This is a genomic window from Pelagimonas varians (assembly GCF_003208435.1).
GTDB lineage: Bacteria > Pseudomonadota > Alphaproteobacteria > Rhodobacterales > Rhodobacteraceae > Pelagimonas > Pelagimonas varians.
Genome location: NZ_QKMF01000023.1, coordinates 37,333 through 53,294 on the forward strand (window position 1 = coordinate 37,333; position 15,962 = coordinate 53,294).

Annotated in this window: 20 protein-coding genes and 1 tRNA gene; 12 read left to right on the top strand and 9 right to left on the bottom strand. The window is 54.1% G+C overall.

Annotation, left to right across the window (positions count from 1 at the left end; all coding sequences use genetic code 11):
- Positions 1–4: 4 nt before the first annotated feature.
- On the bottom strand, positions 5–718 hold the full coding sequence (locus C8N36_RS21460; RefSeq protein WP_097806836.1) for a response regulator: 714 nt from the start codon (positions 716–718) through the stop codon (positions 5–7).
- Positions 719–865: 147 nt separating this feature from the next.
- On the opposite strand from C8N36_RS21460, the gene mce reads away from it, so the two are divergent.
- Together mce and C8N36_RS21470 are read left to right on the top strand one after the other, a co-directional pair.
- On the top strand, positions 866–1,270 hold the full coding sequence (gene mce / locus C8N36_RS21465; protein ID WP_097806835.1) for a methylmalonyl-CoA epimerase: 405 nt from the start codon (positions 866–868) through the stop codon (positions 1,268–1,270).
- Positions 1,270–1,548 (top strand): DUF1467 family protein, encoded by a 279-nt coding sequence (locus C8N36_RS21470; RefSeq protein WP_097806834.1) that lies wholly within the window; start codon positions 1,270–1,272, stop codon positions 1,546–1,548. The genes mce and C8N36_RS21470 overlap by 1 nt, the downstream gene beginning before the upstream one ends.
- 24 nt (positions 1,549–1,572) lie before the next feature.
- Here the strand turns inward: C8N36_RS21470 and C8N36_RS21475 are convergent, their stop codons facing one another.
- Positions 1,573–2,268 (bottom strand): EI24 domain-containing protein, encoded by a 696-nt coding sequence (locus C8N36_RS21475; RefSeq protein ID WP_097806833.1) that lies wholly within the window; start codon positions 2,266–2,268, stop codon positions 1,573–1,575.
- The gene (locus C8N36_RS21480) at positions 2,265–2,843 is read right to left on the bottom strand and encodes a nitroreductase family protein (protein ID WP_097806864.1); all 579 of its coding nucleotides are present in this window, start codon (positions 2,841–2,843) and stop codon (positions 2,265–2,267) included. The genes C8N36_RS21475 and C8N36_RS21480 overlap by 4 nt, the downstream gene beginning before the upstream one ends.
- A gap of 97 nt (positions 2,844–2,940) precedes the next feature.
- Here C8N36_RS21480 and C8N36_RS21485 point away from each other — a divergent pair, with 97 nt between their 5' ends.
- Positions 2,941–3,201 carry a DUF167 domain-containing protein gene (locus tag C8N36_RS21485; RefSeq protein WP_097806832.1) on the top strand — a complete coding sequence of 87 codons (261 nt, stop codon included), beginning with the start codon at positions 2,941–2,943 and terminating at the stop codon, positions 3,199–3,201.
- Between the two features lie 4 nt (positions 3,202–3,205).
- Here the strand turns inward: C8N36_RS21485 and C8N36_RS21490 are convergent, their stop codons facing one another.
- Positions 3,206–3,439, bottom strand: a complete 234-nt coding sequence (locus tag C8N36_RS21490) for a hypothetical protein (protein ID WP_097806831.1) — start codon at positions 3,437–3,439, stop codon at positions 3,206–3,208.
- Positions 3,440–3,570: 131 nt separating this feature from the next.
- Between C8N36_RS21490 and C8N36_RS21495 the strand changes: the two genes are divergently transcribed.
- From C8N36_RS21495 to C8N36_RS21510, 4 genes are all read left to right on the top strand, one after another.
- Positions 3,571–4,284 (top strand): M48 family metallopeptidase, encoded by a 714-nt coding sequence (locus tag C8N36_RS21495; protein ID WP_097806830.1) that lies wholly within the window; start codon positions 3,571–3,573, stop codon positions 4,282–4,284.
- 99 nt (positions 4,285–4,383) lie between these two features.
- Positions 4,384–4,650: a DUF6455 family protein gene (locus C8N36_RS24595; RefSeq protein WP_097806829.1), complete on the top strand. Its 267-nt coding sequence runs from the start codon at positions 4,384–4,386 to the stop codon at positions 4,648–4,650.
- Entirely contained in the window at positions 4,647–4,943 is a 297-nt protein-coding gene (locus C8N36_RS21505) for a DUF6455 family protein (RefSeq protein WP_245911022.1), read from the top strand. The genes C8N36_RS24595 and C8N36_RS21505 overlap by 4 nt, the downstream gene beginning before the upstream one ends.
- A gap of 2 nt (positions 4,944–4,945) precedes the next feature.
- Positions 4,946–5,209 carry a DUF6455 family protein gene (locus C8N36_RS21510; RefSeq protein WP_097806828.1) on the top strand — a complete coding sequence of 88 codons (264 nt, stop codon included), beginning with the start codon at positions 4,946–4,948 and terminating at the stop codon, positions 5,207–5,209.
- A 79-nt stretch (positions 5,210–5,288) separates the two neighbouring features.
- Here C8N36_RS21510 and C8N36_RS21515 read toward each other — a convergent pair whose 3' ends face one another.
- Positions 5,289–6,269, bottom strand: coding sequence for a complex I NDUFA9 subunit family protein (locus C8N36_RS21515; RefSeq protein WP_097806827.1), 981 nt, complete (start codon positions 6,267–6,269; stop codon positions 5,289–5,291).
- A 148-nt stretch (positions 6,270–6,417) separates the two neighbouring features.
- Here C8N36_RS21515 and C8N36_RS21520 point away from each other — a divergent pair.
- Positions 6,418–6,504, top strand: a tRNA-Leu gene (locus C8N36_RS21520).
- An 876-nt stretch (positions 6,505–7,380) separates the two neighbouring features.
- Here the strand turns inward: C8N36_RS21520 and C8N36_RS21525 are convergent.
- From C8N36_RS21525 to C8N36_RS21540, 4 genes are all read right to left on the bottom strand, one after another.
- Positions 7,381–7,863, bottom strand: a complete 483-nt coding sequence (locus tag C8N36_RS21525) for a protein-tyrosine phosphatase family protein (protein ID WP_110767973.1) — start codon at positions 7,861–7,863, stop codon at positions 7,381–7,383.
- A 360-nt stretch (positions 7,864–8,223) separates the two neighbouring features.
- On the bottom strand, positions 8,224–8,985 hold the full coding sequence (locus C8N36_RS21530) for an ATP-binding cassette domain-containing protein (protein WP_097806862.1): 762 nt from the start codon (positions 8,983–8,985) through the stop codon (positions 8,224–8,226).
- Positions 8,986–9,014: 29 nt separating this feature from the next.
- A complete protein-coding gene (locus tag C8N36_RS21535) occupies positions 9,015–10,100 on the bottom strand; it encodes an ABC transporter permease (protein WP_097806824.1) in 1,086 nt (361 codons plus the stop codon).
- A 119-nt stretch (positions 10,101–10,219) separates the two neighbouring features.
- Positions 10,220–11,239, bottom strand: coding sequence for a sugar ABC transporter substrate-binding protein (locus C8N36_RS21540; RefSeq protein ID WP_097806823.1), 1,020 nt, complete (start codon positions 11,237–11,239; stop codon positions 10,220–10,222).
- 173 nt (positions 11,240–11,412) lie between these two features.
- On the opposite strand from C8N36_RS21540, the gene C8N36_RS21545 reads away from it, so the two are divergent.
- The 4 genes from C8N36_RS21545 to C8N36_RS21560 all read left to right on the top strand — a co-directional run bounded on the left by C8N36_RS21545 (position 11,413) and on the right by C8N36_RS21560 (position 15,748).
- Positions 11,413–12,609 carry an ROK family transcriptional regulator gene (locus C8N36_RS21545; RefSeq protein WP_097806822.1) on the top strand — a complete coding sequence of 399 codons (1,197 nt, stop codon included), beginning with the start codon at positions 11,413–11,415 and terminating at the stop codon, positions 12,607–12,609.
- A 91-nt stretch (positions 12,610–12,700) separates the two neighbouring features.
- Positions 12,701–13,585 carry an NAD-dependent epimerase/dehydratase family protein gene (locus C8N36_RS21550; protein WP_097806821.1) on the top strand — a complete coding sequence of 295 codons (885 nt, stop codon included), beginning with the start codon at positions 12,701–12,703 and terminating at the stop codon, positions 13,583–13,585.
- Between the two features lie 279 nt (positions 13,586–13,864).
- Positions 13,865–14,497, top strand: a complete 633-nt coding sequence (locus C8N36_RS21555; protein WP_097806820.1) for a tyrosine-type recombinase/integrase — start codon at positions 13,865–13,867, stop codon at positions 14,495–14,497.
- Between the two features lie 321 nt (positions 14,498–14,818).
- On the top strand, positions 14,819–15,748 hold the full coding sequence (locus C8N36_RS21560; RefSeq protein ID WP_097806819.1) for a Na/Pi cotransporter family protein: 930 nt from the start codon (positions 14,819–14,821) through the stop codon (positions 15,746–15,748).
- Positions 15,749–15,962: the final 214 nt, after the last annotated feature.

Consider the following 15,962-nt stretch of genomic DNA (forward strand, 5'->3'; position numbering starts at 1 on the left):
AGTGTCACATGGCAAGGCGGTCCGTCATGCGGTCCTGAACCAAGGCGGCGACACGGGCCAAATCGGACTGCATTGGTCGGCCTGATTGACGCGCGTCGGCTAACGCCTCAGCAGCCTTTTGCAGTACGCCGTCGCCAGCGCTGCGCGCCACACCTGCGATGAATTGAGTGACATAGGTCAAAGACCGATCATTTTCGCGATCATCCAAAACGTCAGCGGCATGCGCCATGTCGTCCCGATAGGCCAGTGGATCGGGCGACACTGGATCATCACTGACCAAACGCGGGCCATTGGGTTGCCGTTCAATTGGCAGGGCAGAAATGATAGCGTTTTGAAACGCAATAACCGAGGAAATCGGTTTTGCAAGAAATCCGTCGGCCCCGGCAGCCAAGGCAACCTCTTCTGAAAAACTATCCCCGCTGGTGCCGAGAATCACCTCTACCCGAGGGCTGGTCACAGATAGTTCAGAAATTAGTTCTGCACCTGAGCCATCCGGCAGGCCCAAATCTATTATGACGGCGCTGGGCCGATAGACTTGCAAATGGCGGCGCGCTGATTTCAAACAGTCGGCCCTGCGAATGCGTGCGCCAGAACGCAAGCAGAGTAAGCGCATGGCATCACAGGCAAATCGGCTGTCTTCTACCACCAAGACAGTTAGCCCCAGCAGTGGCCTTGTGGCGGTAGGTCGTAAATGTGCGGTCATTAGGTCGTCTTCCATGGTCCCCTCCAACGGTGCGAGTCGTTACACAGGATTCATCGAAGCTGGTGAACAAGCGGTTAAAGGCCGCAGTATTCCGTGACATGCTTGCCCCTTTCGTGGCCATTGCGCCATAACCGCGGACAAAGACAGGACTTGGAGAGAAACATGATCGGACGCTTGAACCACGTCGCAATTGCCGTGCCAGATCTGGACGCCGCAGCAGACCAATATCGCAACGCTTTGGGTGCCAAAGTTGGGGCACCCCAAGATGAACCGGATCACGGTGTCACCGTGATTTTCATCGAACTGCCAAACACCAAGATCGAATTGCTGTACCCGCTGGGCGAAAACAGCCCGATCCAAGGGTTTTTGGACAAAAACCCAGCAGGCGGTATTCATCACATTTGTTACGAAGTGGATGACATTCTGGCGGCGCGTGACCATCTGACGGAGACGGGCGCACGGGTATTGGGCACAGGCGAGCCGAAAATTGGCGCGCACGGCAAGCCGGTTTTGTTCTTGCACCCCAAAGATTTTAACGGCTGCCTTGTGGAGCTGGAGCAAGTCTGATGGGGATCACCTCTGGTCTCGTTTTATATGCCGTGATCTGGTTTTTGACTTTTTTGGTTGTGATCCCAATCCGGCTAAAAACCCAAGGAGACATGGGCGAGGTCGTGCCGGGTACCCACGCGGGCAGCCCGCAGGTGCATAACCTTAAGCGCAAAGCCTGGATCACATGTGCAATTGCGGCAGTGATCTGGGGCGGTGTCGCTGCGATTATCTTTACCCAGACAATCACAGTTGACGACATCGCTCGCTGGACCCGTTTCGAAAATCGAGGCGGGTGAAACAACTACGCGGCGGGGCGCAATTTAGCGCCCCGGCATGTTCAGCCTGTGAAAAATGTGGGTAAAGGTTGCTGCCCCGAGAACCGGAATCAGAAGGTTCACCAAGGGGATCGACAGAGGCATCGCCATCAACACGCCGGCAGCCCAGATTGTCATGCGGTGCCGTTTTCGCAGTTTTGCGGCCTCTTCACGTCCGACACGGCGCATGGCAGCCAAGGTGAAATATTCCCGCCCGAGCAAAAACCCGTTTAGCGCCCAAAAGATGAACGGAGCCAAAGGGGCCACGATCACATAAAAGATGAGCGCAACAAGGTTTGCGAAGATCAAAACACCGAGAAAGCTAAAGGTATCGCGCAGCCCGTCAGCAAAGCTGACCTCGCTGGCTGGGCCAAGCGCCGAGTAATGCCGGTCTTCCACGGCCTGTGCCACATCATCCAGATAGAGCGACGTGATGGCCGATGCGACTGGCACCATCAAGAACACCGACAAGATCATCATCAGCGGCACCATGGCCCAGCTGAGCACGTTGTCTAGCCACTGAACGTCGCCAATCCAAGGCAAGGACACCGCATCGCCGACAAACAGGCCAACGCCCCAGATGAAAACCGTGCTGATGGCAAACAAAATGGCAATCGCCAATCCGACACCGCGCAGCAGCACGGATCGAAAGCGCGGATCGCTCATCTGCGCAAGGGCGGACATAAAGGCACTGATAATCATGAGCTGACCCAAGTTGTGATACTGTCCAAATCTGGACGGGGGCGTTCTGGTGGCACGATCCGTTCGGTGCCTATATGGATAAAGCCCGCGACCCTTTCATTGGCAGCCAGCCCCAGTTGGCCTTCGACAAAACCGCGATCATGTGAGGCCCAGCCCGAGAGCCAGTTTGCACCCCAACCGTCAGCCAAAGCAGCGTTCAACAGGGCCAAACATACTGCACCACTCGAATAGCTTTGCTCTATCGCAGGAACTTTGGCGCTGTCTTTCTGGCTTTCGACGATTGCGACGCATAGCGGGCTGTCAGAGAATGCGGCCTGTGCTTTGGTTATCTCGTCCGGAGTTTTGTCCAAGCCGGTCCCGCAAGAGCCAACCGCCGCAGCCAAACGCTGCAACGCATTGCCTTGCAGCACGATAAAGCGCCATGGCTCTAACTTGCCGTGGTCCGGGCTTCGCGCGGCAGCAGTGAGCAATACTTTGAGCCGGTCTGCATCCGGTGCCGGGCCTTGCAAGGTTTTGGCCGGACGAGACCGGCGTGTCAGCATAAACTCAAGCGCTTGGGGGTTGGGGCTGGGCATGATCTCTCCTGTTGTCGCTTTGCTTATGTCAGGGCTTTGACGCAGGGTTTCAACCGGCAAAGTTGCCGAGCTGTGGAACAAGTGCTAGCCCAACCCCATGCGATTACCCGATCTAAGCGACCTTGCGACCCCAAACGCCGTGATCCAAGTCCGGGTCACGCCCAAAGCGTCGCGCAATACAATCGAACGCGATGGGGATGCTTTGCGGGTTTATGTCACCACGGTGCCAGAAGGCGGAAAAGCCAACGCCGCTGTGGTCAAGCTGCTGTCAAAAGCGCTGGGCATGCCGAAATCCCGCCTGTCGCTTGTTCGTGGGCAAACTTCCCGCGACAAGTCTTTTCTCATCCTTGATGCATAGTTAATTAATCATCGGTTCGGGAATATACCCCTTCGGGCAATGTCACCGCTGCAATCAAATCCCGCATTTGCGCGATAGACAGCGTTACTTTCTGGGTGTCTTCTGTGCGTGGGTCAAATTGCTCGACCGTGACGCATTCCTCGAAGGTCGAGACAATAACATCTTCTTGCAGGGGGCTTTCGCCCTCATCGACAAGGGTGACGACTGTGGCGTCAAATTCGTGCTCTATGCTGAACATAAGTTAATCCTAAGCCGGTTTTCTATGGTGTGAAACCACAAAATCCCTGTGTAGATTGAAACGTGATTTCCAAGGGCTGGCCCCTAGGCAAAACCGCCCCTATGGTCAGGCCTATTCAATGGGAACGCACTATGACCAGATTGCTGCCTTTCATTTTCATCTTGCTGTCTGCCTGCGCATCGGTGCCAATGCAAGAAACGATCCTGCCGCCCGCCACGGGTGACAGCGTAGAAAACGCGGCTATTCGTCAACAGGCGGTCCGTGCTGCCCGGCAATTTGTGTCGGTGGTTGAAACCGTTGAACCGGTTGCGGAACGTGAATGCCGCAATGCCCCGACACGGCTCAATTGCGATTTCCAGATCGTTGTGGATGATCGCCCGGACCAACCGCCCAATGCCTTTCAGACTGTCGACAGTATGGGGCGGCCCATCATCGCGTTTAACCTGGGGCTGATCGCCTCCGTACAAAATGCCGATGAACTGGCCTTTATCATGGGTCATGAAGCGGCACATCATATTCTGGACCATCTTGAGAAGACCCGCGAAACGGCAACCTATGGGGCGGTTATCATGTCCGGCATCGCAGCCATCAGCGGGGCGGATGTAGAAGAAGTGAAGTCAGCTGAGGAGCTGGGGGCAGTCATCGGGGCACGTTCGTTTTCCAAAGAATACGAGTTGGAGGCAGATGAGCTGGGAACAATCATCGCTGCGCGCGCCGGGTATGATCCGGTGAAAGGGTCCGAGTTTTTCACCCGCATTCCAGATCCCGGCAATAAATTTTTGGGCTCGCACCCACCAAATGCGGCACGGCGGCAGATCGTTCGGGACACCGCCGCCCAGCTCTGATCAGGGCTTCGCCAAAGGGCGCGTTGACCTGCATCAAGGTAGATTTTGGCTCAAGCGCTATTTTACCTCTTATCCAACGGGATCAAGAGGGATTCGAACATGTATGACTTAAGTACGTTACGGAAGCACGCAGGCTTACTTGACGACATGGCGGCCGCACAAGGAATCGACCTCGAAGAGGCGACTTTTGCCGGCACTATAACCATCCCAGAAATAGAAGATGCCGTATTGCGATGCGCCAGCTGTACACGGCCTGACGCCTGCTCGGTATGGCTGAAGGCGAAGGATAGCTTTGCATCAGAAACACCGGATTATTGCCGAAACACTGAGCTGTTTACAAATCTTAAGCGGGGTGACCAACAATGAGTGTGCAAACCGAACAGCCGCCCAAATTGGTGCTTGGACCGGAAATGGAACATTTTTGGTTGGTTCAACGCATGGCAAAGGCCACCGGAATTGACTTGGTTGAAGCTGCAGACGCGGATGTCATGTCACAAAAAGACTGGGCAAGCATCGTGACCCACTGTCGGGGCTGCGGTTGGGCCGAAGGCTGCGGGAAATGGCTAAACAAACCAAAAGACGAAGTGCGCGATCTCCCTTCAAAGTGCGTCAATCGCCCCCGTCTTGCAGAAATCAAAGCAGAGCTTGAGGAGCTTTAGGAATGAGACAAGAACTGGGCGATCCCATGCGCCATTTCTTTATGACCCGCAGTGTAGCACGCGTCATGGGGCTAAGCCTGAGCGAAGAGATGCAGACCGGTAATTTGGCACCAGAAGCCTATGCCCGAATGGTCACGCACTGCCGTGGCTGTGCTTTGGTTGAAGCTTGCGAAAAGTGGCTTTCGCAACAGGCTGCTCTTGTGGCGCTGCCACCCCCTGGGTGCTGTAACGGCGAGACCTTGACGCGATTGCGCAGGCCTAACTAACAAAAAGCCCCGCTGCGAATTTGCGCGGGGCTTTTTGTTGGTGTGTTTTGTGGGGGCCAGTTGGCCCCTATTTGCGTTGTCAGACGCGAAGGTTCTTTGCAGATTCCTTGATCGCGTCAAACTGCCCTGAGGGGCGGAAGCGCCACAGGTATTCTGGCAACAAGGTTTCGGTCGAAGTTGGTTTGATTCCAAGTTCGGCAAATCCTTTGGCATCGTCAGAAACAATATTGTCGGATTTGAGGCTGCGGACTTGGTCGCCAGTGATTTGGGCAGGGATAAGGCCAATAGACAGCTTGTCTACCACTTCGGAAATAGGTGCGATGATCGACGCAGCCCAGAACGGAATGTTCAAAACCAAGCGGCGACGGTGAATCGTACGGAGCATTTCGTGCATCAGCTCGCGGAAGGTGCTGACGTCAGGCCCGCCCAACTCATATGAGCCAGCTTGAGCTTGGCCAAGGGTGGCTTTGACTGCGGCTTGGGCAACATCATCAACGTAAACCGGTTGAAACTTGGTGTTGGCTCCGACAATCGGCAGTACGACGCTATAACGTGCCAAGGTGCCAAAGCGGTTGAAAAACTGGTCCTCTGGGCCAAACATCACTGACGGGCGCAAAATGACGGCGTCGGGCATGTGTTCCAGAACGGCAGCTTCGCCAGCGGCTTTGGACTGCGCATAGAGGCTATCTGATCCGGCGTCTGCGCCAATGGCAGAAATATGGGTCAGTTGATCGATTCCAACTTCAGAAGCGATTCGCGCGATGCGTCCAGCGCCGTCGACATGAACGGCGTCGAAATTGTTTTTGCCGGATTTGTCGAATGTGCCAACGCAGTTCACTGCAGCATCTGCCCCCAAAAGGGCCGCGCGGACGCTGGCGTCATCGCGAATATTGCAAAAAACCGGTTCAACCTGGCCTACGGAGCCATATGGGCGGACGTGTAGGGCTTCGTTAGGGCGGCGGACGGCAACGCGGACACGCCAGCCTTCTTTGGCCATGCGCCGGGCAATGTAGCGCCCCAGGAATCCCGCTCCGCCGAAAATGGTCACGAGTTTGGGCATTGGGTATCTCCTCATGCATGCTTTCTTGAGGCAGGGATACCGGTCCAAGGCCTCCCCGGCAAGGTGTAGGATTGCCGCGCGGATATTCTTTTTAAAAAGAATGTTGACACCCTAGTGGGGCGGGCTTAAACCGCGCTTCACCACCCGTGCCCAGATGGCGGAATTGGTAGACGCGCTGGCTTCAGGTGCCAGTGACCGCAAGGTCGTGGAGGTTCGAGTCCTCTTCTGGGCACCATAAAAATTAATTACCCAAATAATATCAATGATTTGCGAATTTAAACGCATTTCTTATCCCCCCAACAATTCTTTGTTGCAATAGCCCGGGTATGGAAGACGTCGCGTTCACTTTACCAGCATTTCGAAGCTGGAAAGCCCTCACTGTTCTGATAGCGCTGGCGCGGGCTGCGTGGGTGGTCTGCTGATTGACGATCGTAAGTTGAGTTGACCGGCTCGGCCCCATATCGTTTGAGGGCAACACTCCACGCACTGAAGATGGTCCCGACAGATGCCTGATGCAAAGGCAGTTAAGATCTCCCATTCACTGGTGGAAAAAGCTTCGTGCACTTGAATATCTATTCTCAAGGCTAGGTATCCCCTCCCGAATTGGAGGTGAAGAGGCGGGGGTACTTCGGCGGCACCCGCCCTCCTTTGCGCACTCCACCACCTCAGTCAAATTTGTGTGGTGTTTTTGGGATATGGTAGTGGGTTGGTGGGGGAGGTAGAGAGTAGCTCCGGGACAGAGGTCGGCCACCTATCTATGTTCTAAGGATGAAGCCATCTATCCAAGGCTTCAAACCTGATGAGCTGAAAACTTGCTGATGTTCAGAGCGGCTGCTTACAATGGTTTGGCTAATCGCTCAGCATTTGGGGCGGAGAGCGTGAATTCGCCGCGCCCTGGACTAACGGCTGCTATGCGCAGATAGAGGGCTTTGCAAATTGGGGCCATGCATAAGCTTGCAAGTAACGAACGGCCCAGAGCTGCCGCTCGTCAGGTCATCTAACGCTGCGGTGCAGCTTCCCGAAACCAGCCGTTGGCGCACAGGTACAGCATTTTGGTGGTGTAGGTCAGCCAAGCGGACCAAGCGCACATTGACGGTTAGACTGGTTTCGATCATTGCGCAGTTGCTAGACTCGCAACAAATTCATCGGCCAGCTCTATGCGCTCTTCCCCAACTTGGTTGGATGTTACGTGCCGTAGATCAGCGAGTTCGCCCAAAGCTGCGGCGCTGTCATGGCCCATCAACCTTAGTAAAATATAGGCAAAGAAACCAGTTCGATGGATGCCTGCAGAGCAATGCAAGTATATGTGAACGTCGGGAGTATTGGCGATTGCCTCGCGCAAGTTTTCGACCAATGAGAGAATATCCGTTTGGCGCAGGGCTTCCTGATTGCCGCCTTCGATAGGGAGCCAGACCCATTCGCAGGGCCGCTCTGCAGTACCCAATTGTGCGCAAACCTTTGCGATCAGAGGTGCGCCTTCGCGTTCGCTTAGCAAGGTACAGCAATGTGTGAGGTTTAGGTCCTGCAGCCGTTTGATCGATTTTTTTCCGGGGCGCGGGCCCAAGGAAATCTGTACTCTTGGGAAAGAAACCATGTTAATTATTCGCAGTTCTTTTCATAGGCATCTATTGCCGGCCCCCCATCAGCCTATGGTGCGCAAAGGAAGGTGGATCTCGAAGTTCTATCCCAATTTCATGTGCAAATACCATTGTCTTGCGGGCAAATGGAGGATGAGTTTGATAGAGAAGTTTCATAATCTGACCCTTTAGCAGACATTGCTATCGCAGACAAAAATGGAGGTTGGGGCTCACAGCTAGCATCTAACAAGTTTGGCCGAAAAACCAAGGGAAATGGGGGCCAAGGTCGGTAGCGCGGGACGAAGCGCCATTTTGCTGCGACTGCGCCAATGACCGGTTTCGGGAATTGGCGCAGAGCGATCCAAGTCTAATCAGCGTCAGGTCGGCGCTTCCTTCGCACCTGTCATAAACGCAACCGCGTCCGACATTGTGTAGTCTTTGGGGTCGATCACGCACAAACGTTTGCCAAGACGATGCACGTGGATGCGATCGGCGACCTCAAACACGTGCGGCATGTTATGACTGATCAGAATGATCGGGATACCACGAGACCGGACATCAAGGATCAGCTCCAGCACACGGCGGGATTCTTTGACACCGAGTGCTGCAGTAGGTTCGTCTAGAATGATGACCTTCGACCCGAAGGCCGCAGCACGTGCGACAGCCACACCCTGACGTTGACCACCTGACAGCGTTTCTACCGCCTGGTTAATGTTTTGGATCGTCATCAGGCCAAGCTCCGACAGCTTGTCACGGGCGACCTGTTCCATCTTGGGCCGATCCAACTGTCGCAGATATTTGCCACGAAACCCGGGTTTGCGAATTTCGCGCCCCATGAACATGTTGTCTGCAATCGACAGCGCCGGCGACATGGCCAGGGTCTGGTAAACGGTTTCGATCCCTTCTTTGCGGGCATCAATGGGTGACGCAAAGTTCACCTGTTTGCCTTCTAGGAATACTTCGCCCTCATCTGGGATTACGGCCCCAGAGACGGCTTTGATCAGGGATGATTTACCCGCTCCGTTGTCGCCAATCACGGCAAGAATTTCACCTGGGTAGAGATCGAAATCGCAGTGGTCCAGAGCCGTGACCTTGCCGTAGCGTTTGACCAAACCACGCCCCTTGAGGATGGGTTCAATCGACCCATTCGCGATGTTTTCCGTCAACGTCATGCCGAGACCTTTCTGATCCACTGATCTACTGCGACAGCGCCAATGATGAGTGCGCCGATAAGAAGGAATGTCCATTGGGCGTCGGCCCCTGCAAGGCGAAGACCGAGGGTGAAGACACCAACGATAAGGGCACCAAACAACGGCCCCATAATTGAACCACGCCCACCGAAGAGTGAGATACCACCGATCACCACAGCCGTAATGCTTTCGATGTTGAGCAGTTGGCCAGAGGTCGGACTGACAGAACCGATGCGTCCAATTAGGGCCCAGCCCGCAATGGCACAGATGAAGCCGGTAACTGCGTAGACCGAAATCAGGGTGCGTTTTACATTCACACCTGAAAGCTGCGCGGCGTCAGGGTCATCGCCCACTGCGTAGATGTGTCGACCCCAAGCCGTGTGTTTGAGGGCATAAGCAAGGAAGGCAAAGATCAAGACCATTGCGATTACGCCAAAGGTGAATGTGGCCCCGCCGCGCCCGTCAGCATCTGCACCGATTTTGAATGTGGACCCAAGGAACTGAAGCAATGGCGCGTTTTGTTCGATATCTTGGCTGCGGATGGTTTCGTTAGCGGAGTACAAGAAGTTTGCCGCCAGAACGATTTGCCACATGCCAAGCGTTACAATGAAGGGTGGCAGCTTCATCACGGCAACCAACCAACCGTTGACCGAACCGATGATCGTGCCGAATGCAAGGCCGAACGCAACTGCGACTTCGACAGGGACACCATACCGGAACGTAAACTGCCCCATGATGACGCTTGAAAGGACAGCGATAGCCCCGACGCTTAGGTCAATCCCAGCGGTGAGGATGACAAGGCTTTGAGCAGCAGCGACGATGCCGACGATCTGCACTTGTTGAAGGATCAACGTCAGCGCGAAGGGAGAGAGGAATCTCGACCCCAACAAAAGCGCGAACAGGAAAATTGAGACAAGGAGGACGAACAGCGGCACAAGCGCAGGGTTCACATGCAAGGCGTGTTGCAACCTCGCCAGAAAACCTTTGCGCTCGGTGAACGAAGCCACTGTGTCTGCTGCGGATGGCTTGATGGCGGCTTCAAAATCGTCGGCGTTGCCAGACATTGTTCGATCCCCTTGTGGTGAATTGGATAGCTTGTGGGAACATACCCCACTTTGAAAAAGGGGCGGGGTAATTTCCCGCCCCTTGTGTTGCACCTAAGATAAGATGCGGGAGGTTTGGGTTAGCCCCAGCAAAGCTCGGTGCCTTCGGCGACTGAGATGCTTTCGACGCCGTTTGCTGGCTGATCTGTGACCAAGGCGACGCCTGTGTCAAAGAAGTCCTTGCCCGGTGTGTTTTCTGGCATTGTTCCGCCCGCTGCAAAAGCAGCAATCGCTTCAATGCCCAGGGCCGCCATGCGCAGTGGATATTGCTGGGACGTTGCGCCAATTACACCGTCAGCGATGTTCTGAACACCAGGGCAACCGCCATCAACGGATACGATTAGAACGTCGTCTTCACGACCGATAGACCGTAGGGCTTCATATGCACCCGCAGCAGCCGGTTCGTTGATCGTGTAAACGACGTTGATGTCAGCATCGACGGCGAGGAGATTTTCCATCGCGGTGCGCCCGCCTTCTTCGTTGCCCGCAGTTACATCGTTACCAACGATCCGCGCATCATCTTCATCCCCCCACTTGTTAGGATCACCCAGATCAATGCCAAAGCCTTGCAAGAACCCTTGGTCACGCAAAACACCAACAGTTGGCTGGGAAACAGCAAGGTCAAGCATTGCAATCTTTGCGTTCGCAGCTTCGTCGCCGAGTTGTGCAGCAGCCCACTGACCGATCAGTTCACCTGCCAAAAAGTTGTCTGTCGCGAAAGTCGCGTTAGCTGCATCAATGGGGTCGAGCGGCGTGTCGAGGGCAATGACCAAAAGACCAGCATCGCGGGCTTGTGTCACAGCACCCACGATGGATGATGTGTCTGATGCGGTCAGCAAAATGCCAGATGCACCATCAAGGATACATGTTTCAATCGCAGCAACCTGAGTCTCGTGGTCCCCATCAACCTGACCGGCAAACGAACGAAGTGTGATGCCAGCTTCAGCAGCAGCAGCTTCTGCGCCTTCGCGCATCTTAACGAAGAATGGGTTGGTGTCTGTTTTAGTGATCAGACAGGCAGATACTTCGTGGCCGTCAGCCAAAACGGAACCGGCAGATGTAATGGCAGCAAGAGCAGTGCCAATGAGCAACTTTTTCATGATGTCCTCCCAGACAATTGATGAGTCAGAGCCTCCACCCCGACGTTGATGCGACCAGAATTTTCCCATCGCTTGACCCTAAGTGATGTGATTCTCAATCACCTGTCAATTAATTAGTTAACTTTTCTTATTAATGTGTTTACCCGTATTCTCAGGCTGCTATGGTGCATTCTATGGAAGACGGACTCATCAGATCAATTAGCACCGGCCTTAGCCAGAAGGGCGTTCGCGATCACAACGAACGGCTTTTGCTATCGCTGTTGCAGCGCAATGGTCCGATGCCGGGCAGCGATTTATCAAAGCTTGCAGAACTTTCGCCTCCCACTGTTTCAAGCATCCTGCGCCGCCTTGAGGGCGAAGGAATCCTTGAACGCGGAGAGCCCATGCGCGGCAAGGTTGGAAAGCCATCAATCCCAATGAGGTTGGCGTCAAATGGGGTGTTCTCGTTTGGCCTCAAGATCGGGCGCAGGTCCACCGATCTGGTGCTGATCGATCTGAATGGTGATCTGCGTGAAGAGCGGCGATTGACCTACCCCGTGCCCGTCCCCGCAGATATATTTGAATTCCTTGAGGATAATGTCCGAAGCATCACGGACGCGATGCCTTCCGATCACGCTGACCGCATTTGCGGCATTGGAATCGCGGCGCCATTTGAGATGTGGAATTGGCCAGACACATCCATGGACATATCTGCTGCGTTCGCGCCTTGGGAAGGCATCGATCTGAAGGCGGAAGCGCAGTCACGAACGCAACTTCCTGTACACTTGTTAAACGACGCGACTGCGGCCTGTCAGGCCGAGCACACATACGGACGCGGAAAAGAATTTCAGGACTATGCCTATTTCTTTATCGGTGCATTCATTGGCGGTGGAATTGTTCTGAACAACTCCGTCTTTGAAGGACGCCAAGGCAATGCAGGCGCACTTGGATCGCTGCGTAGCATTGGCCCCCACGGTGAAAGTATGCAGCTGGTCGATATGGCATCGATCCATCAGTTGGAGTTACGCCTTCGCGAGGTCGATCTTGACCCGCAACAGCTTTGGTCTGACCCTGATAGCTGGCATTCCCTATCGCGGTATGTAGACCCATGGCTCGGACAGACCGCCCAAGAACTGGCCAAGGCCGCACTGTCCACATGCTCGGTCATTGATTTCGAAGCGATCCTGATCGACGGTGCCTTCCCTGCCAGTGTCCGCGACGACCTTGTGAGCCGTGTTCGCCGCTATGTCGTGACCCAAGACACACGTGGCCTTATCAAGCCTCGCATCGAAAGCGGAAGCATCGGCGGCAAGGCCCGTGCAATCGGTGCCGCAACACGGCCCATCGGAGCGCAATTCATGATGCAGGCAAGCGTTGGTATGACGGTCTGATTGACCGGTTTGCGTGAGAGGTCCATCGTCCAAATGGCATTCATCAGGATCAAATTATGACGACACTTACGTGATCAAATCGGAGGGTAATATGCGAGTTCTCTTTACAGGCGGCAGCGGCAAGGCTGGTAAATGGGCGATCCGGCACTTATTGGAGCAGGGCCATCACGTTGTGAATGTCGATCAAACGCCTTCGGGTCTCGGCTGTCCGGAGTTGCTGATTGACCTTTGCGACGCTGGGCAAGTCATCGGGGCCATGTCCCAATTCGTCGAGTTCGGGGAACTGGACACAGGCACCGGGGTCCCCACCTATGATGCCGTTGTGCATTTTGCCGCCATACCCCGCGTCATGATAGGCACAGACGGCGAGTGTTTTCGCCAGAATACTTTGACCACCTATAATGTGATCGAGGCTGCAACGAAGCTGGCCATACCCAAGGTGATCTTTGCAAGCTCCGAAACAACCTATGCCATTTGCTTTGCGGACGGAGATCTAAAACCGGATTTTGTGCCGATTGATGAGACCCACCCAACCGTACCCCATGACAGCTATGCGATGTCGAAAGTCTGCAACGAAATGACGGCACGATCCTTTCAGGCGCGCACAGGTGTCGACATCTATGGGCTGCGGATCAACAATGTGATTGAACCGCACGAGTATGCCGAGATGTTCCCGGCCTTCGTAGAGGATCCGGCCCTTCGTCGCCGTAATATATTTGCCTATATCGATGCCCGTGATCTGGGGCATATGGTTGATTGCTGCCTAGAAACGGACGGTTTGGGCTACGAAGTATTCAACGTATCGAACAATGATATGTCGGTCGGTCTCACCTCGGATCAAGTGATCAAGCAGTTCTATTCGGGAGTCGAAGTGCGCGGCGAGATGGGACCCAACGAGACATTCTTTTCCAACAAGAAAGCTAAGCATATGGTAGGTTTTCAACCAAAGCACTCATGGCGGGATGTTTTGGATTAGACGCAACTGTTTGGCTTTCAGTTATGGGCCGATATTGTGGTTGCTTGTGAGCGCCATATTGACTTGGCTTTGTTGCCATCGCAGAAGCTCAGTCACTGAGAAGTGCCTCTTTGCCCTCTAAAAATCGTTAAAGCGCAATGCAGTCATCCATGCTTCGCGCAGCATTATTGACTTTGGGCTCTACGCCGACCTCGGATGTAGTGCAGCTTCTCGTGATAAGATGCAGTGTCAACGTCGGGTTGTCGATGTGGGAGGGCATGGCGGATCGGAGGAACTGTCATGCAAACACGAAACTTGCCGGCCATTCGCGCACTTCGCCCCGCTTGGAACAAGGGTCGCATCGTTGGCCAAAAACGGCCACTGAAGCCCAAACATGTCTGGGCGATCCGTGTCAGGCTGGAACTGTCCGAGAACCATCGCGATCTTGCTCTGTTCAATATGGCTATCGATAGCAAATTACGCGGCTGTGACCTTGTGCGGATGAAAGTCGTCGATGTCATGGCGTCTGGACGGATCAAAGAACGGGCCTCGGTGCTGCAAAGCAAAACCCAAAAGCCGGTCCGGTTTGAACTTTCCGAGGGCACGCGCTGCTCCGTGGCGAAGTGGATGGAAAATCCGCTGATGATTGGGTCCGAGTATCTCTGGCCTGGACGTTTTCATGAGCGGCTTCACATCTCAACGCGCCAGTATGCCCGCATCGTGCGGGATTGGGTTTCGTCCATCGGGCTGGAAGTGACCGCCTATGGGACACATTCAATGCGACGCACGAAAGTCACTCAGATTTATAAGAAAATGGGCAACCTGCGCGCTGTTCAGCTTCTGCTGGGACATACGAAAATGGACAGCACGGTAAGATACTTGGGTGTTGAACTTGAAGATGCGTTGGCAATTGCGGAAGCTATTGAAATCTAAATGTTTGGGCCGTTCGACACGAACGGCCCATAAGAGACATTAGGGGGTCGGTTTACACTGAGATCCGGCATTTGCATTCCTGCCGTTCGCACTTGGCGCAGCATTTTGGCAAACCGTGTGATGGCAATGTGCATAGTCCGGTCGAATGCTGCGGCAGTAAAACCAATTACTGTCGTGCCTCTGGTTGTCAACGCAAGCGCCATGTTCAGCCACTTTGACAACTTCGCCCAACTTGGCATCGACGCGTCACATTCGTTCGAGCATGACAGCGACACGGTTCTGGTCTAATTATCTGAACTGACAGCAGATGGAGAGGGTCCAGTGACGGAATTTTCCGTGTTTGAAGTATTTGTCTCTGTAGCAGCGGCTGTCGTACTCTTCGTGTATGCCCTCAGAGGTTTCAGCAAGGACGTGCAGGAAGCCGGCGGAGAGGCCCTGCGCATGGCTTTGTCGCGGATCACATCGCGCCCACTCGTAACCTTTTTTGCAAGCGCAGGCCTTACTGCACTGGTGCAGTCGTCAAGCGCTGTATCGGGGATCGCAGTGGCATTGGTTGAAGTTGGAACAATCAGTTTTCGCGATAGCCTTCCTGTTTTTTTGGGCGCAAATGTTGGGACGACATCCACTGCCTGGTTGGTCGCACTTGATGCGACTATGATTGGGCCACTTCTCATTATTTTGAGCGTTGCGGTGTCATTTCTGCCTGGAAAAGCGTCGCTGTTTGGCCGCTCGATCCTCTACCTTGGTGTCATTCTTCTGGCCCTGCAATTGATCAGTGATGCTGTGTTGCCCTTAAAGGAAAACACTGAAGTCGCAGAATGGATGGCCTATGCCACAAATCCCTTGATCGCTTTCGCCATTGGCATCCTCGCGACAGCGCTGCTGCAATCGAGTAGCGTCGTGGTGGGCCTTTCTATCATTGCTGTGCAACAAAACTTAATCGGATTTCACGATGTGCTTTTTGTTATCGTGGGTACGAATATCGGGACGACGTCAACGGCGCTCATCAGTTCCTTCAGTATGGGCACTGTCGCAAGAAGGTCAGCAATCGCAAATCTGATATTTAACGTGTTAGGCGTCGCGGCTTTTGTACCCATTATGCCTTGGGTTGCAGAATGGGTCGAAACGAATATAGCGTCGGATGATATGGCCGTTGCGGTGATCCACCTTGTATTCAATCTATGTGTGGCGATTGTTGGCTTCATAGTACTTCGTCCGCTCGCAAGTCGCTTAGAACGCAAGAATGTATAGCCGCATTTTCGTGAGCCAGATGGTAGTTTCAGTGCGCTAATTTGAGACGCCTTGCCGGCAACCTCAACAGTTCGAACTTCCAGAGTTTGCTCATCGTGAGGTGCTCGTAGTTTCTGCTCAGTCAACCGGTGACAGCATGCCATTGTTCGTGTGCTTACGATTTGGGTTGTAGAACATCTCGATGGAATCGAACACGTCCTGCCGTGCTACGTCG